The sequence below is a fragment of the Gordonia ajococcus genome (assembly GCF_012974285.1).
In the GTDB taxonomy this organism is placed as follows: Bacteria; Actinomycetota; Actinomycetes; order Mycobacteriales; family Mycobacteriaceae; genus Gordonia; species Gordonia amicalis.
On the sequence record NZ_CP052884.1, the window covers coordinates 3,986,200 to 3,996,781 of the forward strand.

At 66.4% G+C, this 10,582-nt stretch carries 13 protein-coding genes; 7 read left to right on the forward strand and 6 right to left on the reverse strand.

From position 1 onward, the window contains the following. Positions 1-50: 50 nt before the first annotated feature. The 3 genes from GAA2_RS18175 (at position 51) to GAA2_RS18185 (ending at position 2,521) form a co-directional block, all read left to right on the forward strand. Positions 51-575, forward strand: coding sequence for a sigma-70 family RNA polymerase sigma factor (locus tag GAA2_RS18175; RefSeq protein ID WP_262410983.1), 525 nt, complete (start codon positions 51-53; stop codon positions 573-575). Beyond that, positions 568-1,392 carry an anti-sigma factor gene (locus GAA2_RS18180; RefSeq protein WP_035754977.1) on the forward strand — a complete coding sequence of 275 codons (825 nt, stop codon included), beginning with the start codon at positions 568-570 and terminating at the stop codon, positions 1,390-1,392. Before GAA2_RS18175 ends, GAA2_RS18180 begins: the two co-directional genes overlap by 8 nt. Positions 1,393-1,516: 124 nt before the next feature. After that, positions 1,517-2,521 carry an alpha/beta hydrolase gene (locus tag GAA2_RS18185; protein WP_035754972.1) on the forward strand — a complete coding sequence of 335 codons (1,005 nt, stop codon included), beginning with the start codon at positions 1,517-1,519 and terminating at the stop codon, positions 2,519-2,521. 44 nt (positions 2,522-2,565) lie between these two features. Here the strand turns inward: GAA2_RS18185 and GAA2_RS18190 are convergent, their stop codons facing one another. Both GAA2_RS18190 and GAA2_RS18195 read right to left on the reverse strand, forming a co-directional pair. After that, positions 2,566-2,943, reverse strand: coding sequence for a LuxR C-terminal-related transcriptional regulator (locus tag GAA2_RS18190; RefSeq protein WP_035754971.1), 378 nt, complete (start codon positions 2,941-2,943; stop codon positions 2,566-2,568). 225 nt (positions 2,944-3,168) lie between these two features. Next, on the reverse strand, positions 3,169-3,819 hold the full coding sequence (locus GAA2_RS18195) for a helix-turn-helix transcriptional regulator (RefSeq protein WP_035755171.1): 651 nt from the start codon (positions 3,817-3,819) through the stop codon (positions 3,169-3,171). A gap of 421 nt (positions 3,820-4,240) precedes the next feature. On the opposite strand from GAA2_RS18195, the gene GAA2_RS18200 reads away from it, so the two are divergent. Together GAA2_RS18200 and GAA2_RS18205 are read left to right on the forward strand one after the other, a co-directional pair. Next, positions 4,241-4,996, forward strand: a complete 756-nt coding sequence (locus GAA2_RS18200) for an acetoacetate decarboxylase family protein (protein WP_035754969.1) — start codon at positions 4,241-4,243, stop codon at positions 4,994-4,996. 47 nt (positions 4,997-5,043) lie between these two features. Continuing rightward, positions 5,044-6,051, forward strand: a complete 1,008-nt coding sequence (locus tag GAA2_RS18205; RefSeq protein ID WP_035755168.1) for a pirin family protein — start codon at positions 5,044-5,046, stop codon at positions 6,049-6,051. 18 nt (positions 6,052-6,069) lie between these two features. On the opposite strand, the gene GAA2_RS18210 is transcribed toward GAA2_RS18205, so the two are convergent. Then, positions 6,070-6,903: a glycosyltransferase gene (locus tag GAA2_RS18210; RefSeq protein WP_191834499.1), complete on the reverse strand. Its 834-nt coding sequence runs from the start codon at positions 6,901-6,903 to the stop codon at positions 6,070-6,072. Positions 6,904-7,057: 154 nt separating this feature from the next. Beyond that, complete coding sequence (locus GAA2_RS18215) at positions 7,058-8,134, reverse strand: LLM class flavin-dependent oxidoreductase (protein WP_075863956.1); 1,077 nt, start codon at positions 8,132-8,134, stop codon at positions 7,058-7,060. Between the two features lie 155 nt (positions 8,135-8,289). On the opposite strand from GAA2_RS18215, the gene GAA2_RS18220 reads away from it, so the two are divergent. Further along, complete coding sequence (locus GAA2_RS18220) at positions 8,290-8,808, forward strand: DUF4878 domain-containing protein (protein WP_075863957.1); 519 nt, start codon at positions 8,290-8,292, stop codon at positions 8,806-8,808. Positions 8,809-8,887: 79 nt separating this feature from the next. Beyond that, on the forward strand, positions 8,888-9,541 hold the full coding sequence (locus GAA2_RS18225; RefSeq protein WP_075863958.1) for a DUF4190 domain-containing protein: 654 nt from the start codon (positions 8,888-8,890) through the stop codon (positions 9,539-9,541). 142 nt (positions 9,542-9,683) lie between these two features. Here the strand turns inward: GAA2_RS18225 and GAA2_RS18230 are convergent, their stop codons facing one another. Continuing rightward, complete coding sequence (locus GAA2_RS18230) at positions 9,684-9,998, reverse strand: hypothetical protein (protein ID WP_075863960.1); 315 nt, start codon at positions 9,996-9,998, stop codon at positions 9,684-9,686. 287 nt (positions 9,999-10,285) lie between these two features. Next, positions 10,286-10,513: an MbtH family protein gene (locus tag GAA2_RS18235; RefSeq protein WP_075863961.1), complete on the reverse strand. Its 228-nt coding sequence runs from the start codon at positions 10,511-10,513 to the stop codon at positions 10,286-10,288. Positions 10,514-10,582: the final 69 nt, after the last annotated feature.

Below are 10,582 nucleotides of genomic sequence, written 5' to 3' on the forward strand. Positions count from 1 at the left end.
TGTGTCCTTCTGTTGAGTCACTGGGTAGGTAACTCACTGACCACTACGCGATGGCCCGCCTCAACAGGGGCACCGACACGCAACGTGACGGCCTCACCCCAGCCCCGAAACCCCACCACACCAGGGGACTCACCCTCCGCGACCGCGAATACGCGGAGGAGATCGTGCAGGAGGCCTACCTGCAGTACTGGCAGAAGGCGGGCCAGTACCACGCCGCCCGGGGGTCGGTCCTCACCTGGATGATGACCATCGCCCATCGTCGCGCCGTCGATCGCGTGCGCACCGAGCAACTCCAGCAGGAACGGATGTCCGACTACGGCGCTGCCTCGGTGGAAACTCCACGCAACATTCCGCTCGAGGTGGTTGTCCACGCCGACGAGGCGCGTACGCTACGGACGTGCCTCGGCGAGCTCACGGAACTGCAACGAAGCTCCATCGAGATGTCCTACTTCGGCGGTCTGACCTATCCGGAGGTGGCAGAGCAGACCGAGACCCCCTTGCCCACCATCAAGTCACGCATCAGGGACGGCCTACGCCGCCTGAAACAGTGCTTGGGGACGCAGGAGGATGTCTGAACTGACCATGACAACCACTGACACGGATCCCGATGACCGCATGTCTGCCTGGCTCGACGATCACATCGAGCTGTATGCCGTTTCCGCTCTGACTCCGGAGGAGACCCTCCGCGCGGAACGGGAACTCGCCGCGCTCCCGCCGGACGCACGATCGGCCTATGAGGACCGGATCGTCGAGATCCACACCGCGATGGCCGGATTCTCGAGCACGTACGCACTCGAGACGCCTTCCGGCCTTCGGGGTCGGGTACTGACCCACGTCTTCGACGGGGCCGCCGGATTCGATGCGCCGACACCGCCTCCGATTCCTGAGCCCGTGCCCATCGGCGGACGCCGACAGGGTCCACAGCGGACGACGGCCGTGCTCGCCGCCGCCGCGGTGACCGTCGTCGTCGCTCTCGGCGCCGGCGTCCTGATCGGCCGCACCACGGCACCGGAACCCTCGCCCGCCGCGACCTCGGTCGGCGAGACGCAGCAGGAGGTCCTCACCGTTCTCGCGGCCGGTGATGCGACCATCACCGCCGAACCCCTGGCGGACGACCGCGGCACGATCACCGTCATCACCTCCGAGACCGCCGGCCGCGCGGTGACCCTCATCCGGGATCCGGGCCGTCCGATCTCACCGGACAGCACTTTTCAGCTCTGGCTGGTCGGCGGAGCGGAGAAACCGGTCCCGGCCGGTCTGATCCCCGGTGGCGACACCGAACCGGTCGTCGTCGACGGGCTCGGCGACGCCCAGGTGCTGGCGGTGACCATCGAGCCCGCGGGCGGTTCCCCGCAGCCGACCACGCCGATCCTGGCCCAGGTCCGTCTCTGAGCCGAGGCCGTATCGCCGAGTACGCCTGCGAACGATGCCTACACTGACGGCGGGGCCATTTCGCCGGCCGGCGCGTCCTGCGTCGGCAGAGGTGGGATGAATCAGAGAAGACAGGTGGGGCGCGGTGGGCGTGAACGGCGGACGGTTCCGGACGGTTCTGTTGACGGTGACGGCGCTACTCGCCGCGCTCGGCTGCGTATCCGCATCACCCGCCGGCGCGGAACCCGGATCGCGGGTCATCGACCGCTACGTCGACGACCCCCAGCAGACGACGCTGTTGGTGCACTCGGCGGCGATGGACCGGTCGGTCGCGGTGACCGTCCTCACGCCACGCGACCGGTCTCGACCGGCTCCGGTTCTGTACCTGCTCAACGGGGCCGGCGGCGGCGAGGACTCGGCGACCTGGGACGCCCGGACAACATACAAGAAGTACTTCGCCGACAAGAACGCCTACGTGGTGACGCCGATCGGCGGCGCCTTCTCGTATTACACGGACTGGCAGCGTGACGATCCGGTACTCGGCCGCAACAAGTGGCAGACGTTCCTGACCGAGGAACTCCCGCCGATCATCGACGAGGAGTTCCCGACCACCGGCGCGAACGCCATCGCAGGTATCTCGATGGCGGGGACCTCGGTGCTCAATCTGGCCATCGCCGCCCCGGGGCTCTATCGATCCGTCGCCGCGTTCAGCGGCTGCGCCCGGACAAGTGATCCGGCCGGACAGCAGTACATCCGGATGGTCGTCGAGGATCGTGGCGGGGCGAACATGGTCAACATGTGGGGCCCGCTGAGCGGACCGGGGTGGCGTGCGAACGACCCGTACCTCAACGCCGAGAAGCTGCGGGGGACCAAGGTGTACATGACCAGCGGGACCGGCCTGCCCGGTTCGCACGAGCGGCTCGGGGATCCGAGTATCGACGGCAGCGCCTTCGACCTGGTCAACCAGGCCGTCGTGGGTGGCGGCATCGAGGTCGCCATCGACATCTGTACCCGTCAGATGGTGCAGCGGATGCGCGCACTCGGGCTGCCGGTCCAGGTGAATCTTCGTCCCACCGGTACCCACTCGTGGGGTTACTGGCAGGACGACCTGTACGCGACCTGGCCGAAACTGGCGCGCGACCTGCGCTGAGCCCCGTTCCGGGATCACCGCAGGCCGCGCGTGTGACGGGTCGGTCACCAGCGATCGAGGCTGGTGTATCCGTCTTGCAGGGCGCGGGCGAAGAGGTGCGTCTTCGTCGGGGCCGGACGGCCGACCGCGGTGTACTTGGCACGGATTCGTGCGAGGTGGGTGCTCACGGTCGACGCCGAGATGAAGAGCCGGGCGGCCGCCTCTTCCTTCGACTCGGCAGCGAGCCAGCCGAGCAGAACCTCGACCTCGCGGTCGGACAGGCTCGGCCGCGGCAGCGCCGCCGGTGCACGGTCGACGGCCGGGCGGTAATCCGAAAGCCGGGTGATCCCGTTGTGGAGCATCGACTCCGGCGAGCCGACGCGGCGCTGGTCCACGGCCCCCCGGGACTGTGCGGTTCGGTAGAACTCTGAAGTGGCCGTCACTGGTCCATCCCCTAATTTCTGGCGCATCGCCCACGTCCCCCGACGCCGCACGCTCCACGCGTCATTCCCAATGATCTGAAAGTAGTGCTGCTGTCGGTCGCCCGGTAGACCCAGAAATGGGGACTCCTACTGTTCCGGCGCCGATCGCCCACTGATTCCCCACTATTCCCCTTGTCTGCCTACTGATTCCGAACCGGACAGTCCCTGGGCCCGATCCGGATCGACCTATTGTCGACGATCCGAAGCGCCACGACTCCGGTGCCGTTGGGGCACCGGGAGCCAGCCGTCCTCCACCGCACGCTTGAACAGGTCGACCTTCGTCCGGGTCGGCCTGCCGGCGTCTGCATACTTCTGACGAATTCGTTTGAGGTACTCGTTCACCGTCTCCGCGGACACCCCGAGGGCCGCTCCCACCCGAGAAGAGGTCTCCCCCGACGCGTACAGCGCCAGCACCTTCTGCAGCTGCGGCGACAGATCGACCGCGGCCAGTTCGGGGTCACCGTCGATGGCCGCGGCCCACTCGGTGGTCAGAACCGCCCGCCCCTTGGCGGCCGCGCGGATCGCGTCGATGATGACGGACTCCTCGGCCGACTTCAGTACCACTCCGAGCGCGCCCGCCCGGGCTGCCGAACGCAGGAGCGCCGGATGCTCACCGGATGTGTACACGACCGTGGCGACACCGGCCGCGGAGAGCGTGTTGACGTTCTCTCTGGGCGTGGTGCCGTCGTCGAGGCGCAGATCGAGCAGCACGACGTCGAGTGGCATCCCCGCGAGCACGCCCGCGACCGTGGACGCCGAGCATGCCAGCGAGATGTCGTCGACCGGGTCCAACACCCGCTCGATCCCCCAGATCGGCGAGCGGTGATCGTCGATCATCCCCACGCGGATGACACGACCCTCCGCCACCACATCGTTCGCCGTCACCGTGCGCACCTCGCCGTCGACATCCGACTCGGCGCGGCACCCCTTCGGTGCGGCGATGCGACGTTACCCTCGGGCATCGACGACGCCCCCTTTCGTCGGCTCACCGTGCGGCATTCACGCGTCTCTCAGCAATTACACAGTGTGGCGCGTCCGCACACGAGGCGAACCGTATACGACATGTCGGACACCGGCCGCTTTCCGGCCCGGACCTGCGACAATCCGTCTCGCCTCGTCGCCTTCCCTGTCCACAGGATGGGGGACATCCGCCTTCCACGACGCCCCCGCACCCTGGCCGTGCAAGACTAGAACACGTTCTAGTCTTGCATCGATCCGTTCCAGCAGCCCCCACGTCAGAGCAGTAGAAGGAGTACCGGTGACCGCACCCTCGTCCCACGACATCCTCGGCACCACGGTGACCATGCCCGTCGAGATCCGGCATGCGCAGTGTTTCGTCGCGGGCTTCACCGCCGACGCGGCCGCGGTCCAGCGAGCGATCGACAGCGAGTCCGCACGCCCAGGCACCCTGCGTCCGCTGCGCATCCGACCGGGACGAGCGATGTGCATGCTGGTCTTCGTCGACTACGTCGACGGCGACCTCGGGCCGTACAACGAGTTCGGTGTCTGTTTCCTCGTCGACGACCCCTCGCAGCCCCCGACCTCGCCTCTTCGGGCGCTCCGCTCGCTCGCCAAGGGCGACGCACGCGCCCTCGTGCACCGACTCCCGGTCGACGGCGACTTCACCCTCGCGGCCGGGCGCGGGATCTGGGGCTTCCCCAAGACCCTGGCCGAGTTCGACGTCGACCACACCTCATCGGTCCGGCACGGCCGGCTCGAGGCCGACGGCGCGCTGATCGCGGATCTGCGGATCAAACCGGGGATCAAGGTCCCGGACACGACCGCCGACACCGTCCTGCACGCCTACTCCCAGCTCGACGGCGTCACCCGACTCACCCCCTGGCGGCTGACATCGGTGAGCGGGACCCGCACGCGCCTCGGCGGGGCGAGCCTCACGCTCGGCGACCATCCGATCGCCACCGAACTCCGCTCACTCCGACTCGGCCGGCATGCGCTGATGACCAGCTCGGTGGAGAAGATCACCATGCGATTCGAGGACCCGACCGTCGTCTGAAGTCTTTCCGGGCACCGCGATCCCCGACGCCGGGGAGAATGGTCACCATGAGCAATCTGGAAGCCCAGCCGGCCGAGGTCGAATGCCGGACCGACGCCGAAAGTGCGACCGGGTCCGGACGCCTTCGCCTCGAGGTGCTCACCGCACGCGACGTACCCCTCGGCGGTCCGCGCGCGATGACCGTTCACCGGACCCTCCCCCAACGGTCGCGGTCACTCATCGGCGCGTGGTGCTTCGTCGACCACTACGGACCCGACGACGTGGCGAGTACCGGCGGCATGGATGTACCGCCGCATCCACACACCGGCCTGCAGACGGTCAGCTGGCTGTTCACCGGCGAGGTCGAGCATCGCGACACGATGGGCAATCACGCGATGGTCCGCCCGGGCGAGATCAACCTGATGACCGCGGGACACGGCATCGCCCACACCGAGGTGTCGACGCCGGAGACCACGATCCTGCACGGGGTGCAGCTGTGGACCGCGCTTCCCGCCGATGCCGTCGACACCCCAAGGGATTTCGCCCATCACCGCCCGGACGACACCGTGCTGGACGGGGTCACTGCCAAGGTGTTCCTCGGCGAGCTGCTCGGCACCCGGTCACCGGTGCACACGTTCACGCCGCTGCTCGGCGCCCAGCTCGACTTCGCGCCCGGCGCCACCCTCGACCTCGACGTCGATCCCGCCTTCGAACACGGCATCCTCGTCGACGCCGGGACGATCGAGGTCGCCGACACCGGGGCCGCACCCCTCCAGCGCACCGAACTCGGTTACGTCGGAGTGGGCGCGTCGCGACTGACGCTGACCAACGTCGCCGACGACGAGGCCCGCGTGATCCTTCTCGGCGGCACCCCGTTCGGCGAGGACATCGTGATGTGGTGGAACTTCATCGGTCGCACGCATGAGGAGATCGTCGGATTCCGCGAAGAGTGGATGGCCCACAGCGAACGGTTCGGGCAGGTACAGGGATACGACGGAGACATCCAGCACCTGCCCGCCCCCGCCTTGCCGCACTCGCGGCTGCGGCCGCGGACGAACACGCCGGGCCGCGCCTGACGGGCGCGGCTCGGCCGATCAGTCCATCGGCAGAACCCGTCCCTGGCCGGCGAATACATTGCGCCAGTGCCAGGTCTGGGTCTTGATGTCGTAAGGCAGCAGCACGATCCAGAACGACCACCCGACTATCAGAGAGATCGGCATGAGACCGGTGATCACAGCAGCAGTCTTGTACTCGCGGTGACGCAGGTATGTGCGCGGCGCCGCCAGAGCGTATCGAAGGCTGGCCATCGGCGAAGATTTCACCCGACGATAGGACTGCGAGGCAACCAGCGAGGGTAGCCACCACATGACCTTGCCTTTCTTCTTGAACGCCAGACAGAGATCGACGTCCTCGAGCAAGTCGGTCTCGAGGAGCTGCAAGGCACGGGTCGAATCCCAATCTTCCCGGCGGACGACCATGTTCGCGCCGTATAAGTTTTCGCGTCCGCGATCCGCATCCGCCATGCGCCTGACTCTGCGCTCAAACCAGCCGGCAAATGGGACGTCATACGGATACGTAGCGCCCGACGCCGCCGCGACATCCGGTCGCTGTTCGAAGAAATCCACGACGGTTTGCGCCCAGTTGGGTTCTAGACGGGTGTCGGCGTCGATGCGCCCCAACAGGTCACCGATGGCAACTTCGAAACCTCGCTCACGAGCCCAGGCAACTCCAGCCCGCTTCTCCGCCACGATCCTGAGGGGTAGGCGATTTTCGAAGGTTCGCGCGATCTCGATCGTGCGGTCCGTGCAGTTGTTGTCAACGACGACACACTCGTCCACCGGATAGGTCTGAGCAGCTATGGCCTCCAGACAGGGTCCGATGGCATCTTCTTCGTCGAGGACGGGAATGATCACACTCAGCTTCGGCATCCTGGTCTCCAGTCGCAAATCCCGCTTTTCGGACCTCCCCTCCTTAGCGAACCTTACCAAGTTCGAGAGGCTTAGGCGAGGCGGAGGATTCCGGACCAGGCACAATGTCCGGGTAGACTCGGCATACCCAGCTGCCTATAGGGAGCGGCGAGTCTCATACTCGTGAGCGCGCGGCCACCAGCGACGCGTGTGTCGGCGCGTCGGGAACGTCGGCGAGCCTACCCTGAGCGAACCCCTCGCGCAGCTCGGGCAGGACCTCGCCGAGCAGGTCGAGCTGCTCGAGGACAACCTTCAATGGCAGGCCCGCATGGTCGACGAGGAACAGCTGTCGCTGGTAGTCCCCGAAGCTCTCGCGGAACGACAGCGTCTTGTCGACGAATTCGGCGGGGCTGCCCACCGTCAGCGGGGTCTGCGACGTGAATTCCTTGAGCGACGGGCCGTGACCGTAGACGGGTGCGTTGTCGAAGTACGGCCGGAACTCGCGCACTGCGTCCTGCGAGCGCGGTCTGATGAAGAACTGCCCGCCCAGGCCGACGATGGCCTGATGGGCCTTGCCATGTCCGTGGTGCTCATACCGCTCGCGGTAGAAGGCGATGAGCCGCTGGAAGTGTTCCTTTGGCCAGAAGATGTTGTTGGCGAAGAAGCCGTCGCCGTAATACGCGGCCTGCTCGGCGATCTCCGGACTGCGGATCGATCCGTGCCACACGAACGGCGCGACGCCGTCTAGCGGGCGCGGGATCGAGGTGAACGACGTGAGCGGGGTACGGAACCGGCCCTCCCAGTCGACCACGTCCTCGGTCCACAGACGGTGGAGCAGGTGGTAGTTCTCGATCGCGAGCGGGATGCCCTGGCGGATGTCCTGACCGAACCACGGGTACACCGGTCCGGTGTTCCCGCGCCCGAGCATCAGGTCGACGCGCCCGTCGGCGAGGTGCTGCAACATGGCGAAGTCCTCGGCGATCTTCACCGGGTCGTTGGTGGTGATGAGTGTGGTCGCCGTACTGAGCTGCAGACGCTGTGTCTGCGCGGCGATGTAGGCGAGGGTCGTCGTCGGCGAGGACGAGAAGAACGGCTCGTTGTGGTGCTCCCCGATGGCGAACACGTCGAGGCCGATGTCCTCGGCTTTCTTGGCGATCTCGACGATCGCCTTGATCCGTTCGTTCTCGGAGGGGGTCCTGCCCGTGGTGGGGTCCGTCGTGATGTCGCTGACGCTGAAGATTCCGAACTGCATGTCGCGCCTCCCGTTGCGTGCCGATCCTGCTGCTCTGGCAGCCTCGCCCAGCATAACCGGACCGCGGTCCGATTAATTCCGTCTCAGCGCTGGGTTAGTGTTGGCTCACTACTCCGCGGTGCCGATCCGCGGAGGCGTCGCATGAAGGGGAATCAATGAAGATCCGGAAGTCCGTCGCCGCCATCGCCATGGCCGGGTCCGCGCTGTTCGTTGCCACCGCCTGCTCATCTGAGGACGTGGACGAGGCCACCAGCAAGGTGTCGACTGCAGTTGAGTCCGCCGCGTCCGAGGTCTCCACCGCCGCCGGTGACGCGATCGACGAGGTGACCGGCCTCAGCGACTCGAGGGCCCAGGACATTCTGCGCAAGGCCGTCGACCCGGCGACACCTGCCGACGAGATCGACACCGTCGTCGACACCTCGGAGCCCGCCACCAAGGCTGCGGTCATCGCCTTCGCGAAGGGTTCGTCGGTCGCCGGCTACACCCCTGAGGTCTACACCGTGAAGGACGTCTCGAAGGACGGCGACAAGCAGGCCGTCGCCATGGTCTCGGTCGCCAGCCCGCATGCCCCGGCCCCGGTCGACATCAAGCTCACCTATGTCGACGCCGACGGCGGCTGGAAGCTCAGCGCCGACGCCGTCACCCAGCTCGCCGGAATGGCCACCGGACGCTGACACCGGCAGGCACTTCCTCCTCGCCGGTAGACTCGCCCCGGTACGGCCCGTCCAGCGAGCCGTCGAGCGAGGAGGTGCCGTGCGCGTCGACATTCCCACCCAGCCGTTCCCACCGGCGATCACCGAACGTCATGACCGATGGCCCGCGGTCAACGATCTCGACGACAACTCACTTCCCGCGGCGTCAGACTCCGCAGCAGAGGCCGCGCCTCCTGCCGAACATCAGACACCTGGGCCCTCGCCGCGGCCCGTCACACGCGTAGAGCCGCGTGTGCGCCCGGCACCGGCGGACCACGCCGCACTCCCGCCAGTGGGCGACTTCTGGGACCTGCAGATCTCCGCCGACCAGAACCCCGTTCTCGGCATCACCTCGAGCGGACCCGCCCGACCGTCGACTCGCCGGCCGGTGTCGATCATCGATTTCCGGCCGGCTCCCGCTTTCCGACCGTTGCCGTATTCGTCGCCGACGGTACGCCGTACGGTAGCGCCCGCCGCATCGCTGGCGCTGACAACCGGTTTGATCGCGGTTCCGATGACCCTCGTCCTCGGACTCGGGGCAATTCTCGGAATGGTCGCGATCGTCGCCGGCATCGTGGGGATCAGACAGGTCAGCCGTGCACCCGCGACACGTAGAGGCACCGGTCGCGCGGTCACCGGAATCGTCTGTGGCGCCGGAAGTGTCGTCGTCGGCGGGCCGATCATTTTGGTCCTGGCACTGATTTTCGGTCTTTGAACCGACACCGCCAGTTCGCAGCACCCGCACCCGCAAATACAGATTCCCGCGAATCGTCGCAAAACGAACGTAGTCCCAGACGACGAGACCCGCCCGGTGTCACCGGGCGGGTCTCGTCGTCGAGACGTTGCGTGCTGTGGGCCTAGCTGACAGCGCGAAGGCGGGGGCGCACGCTGGCGACCTCCCCGCGCTCACGCCCGAGCCATGCCTGAACCTCACCGATCACCTGCAGCCGGGCCTCGGCGGGCTCGATGTCGGCAAGCGCGGGCACGCAGTGCATCAGCGCCGCGTAAAACGCAGCGGTGTGAGACATGCCCTGGTCGGCAAGCACCGTGTCGTAGTCCTCGATACTGTCAGCGAGCTCCCCGTACGAGAGCGCCTTGTCGCCCAACCGCACCGCAGTGAGATGCGGCGTGATCGCACCACGATTCTGAATGTCGTGCAGCAGATCGTCCATGGTCAAACTACCTTTCCCCCCGCCACTTCGGCGTGACCGCGGCGTCCTCGCCTCCCCAGACGTTGGTACGTTGCGGCCCTTCCACACAGTGTGCCCTACCTCAAAGAATTTGAGGACTCCTACTTCAGCATCTGTGGCACATTCCACAAGCAAATCTGCGAGGAAAATGCAACTTCATGTTACTGGTGGGGTTCTAGTTACGGTAGTGCACTGCGAATCGTTGGTTAACTTGTTATTCACGCGCGATCGTCCCGACATTCCGGTAGATCGATACCGGACAAAGCGGTTTAGGAACCGGCGCCCTTGTCCGCTTCCATGGCCTCGATGAGGCTCTTCGGCCGGAGGTCCGTCCAGTTCTGCTCGACGTACTCGAGGCACGCAGCGCGACTGTCCTCGCCAAACACCTTGGTCCATCCGGCTGGGATGTCCGCGAAGGTCGGCCACAGCGAATGCTGGTTCTCGTCGTTGACGAGCACGTAGAAGCGACCGTTCTCGTCGTCGAATGGGTTGGTCATGGTCTTGTCCTTTCACTTTTGGGTTCGGTCGTTCTGCTCGAGACTCTGTCACCAGGGTCTCATTTCTGG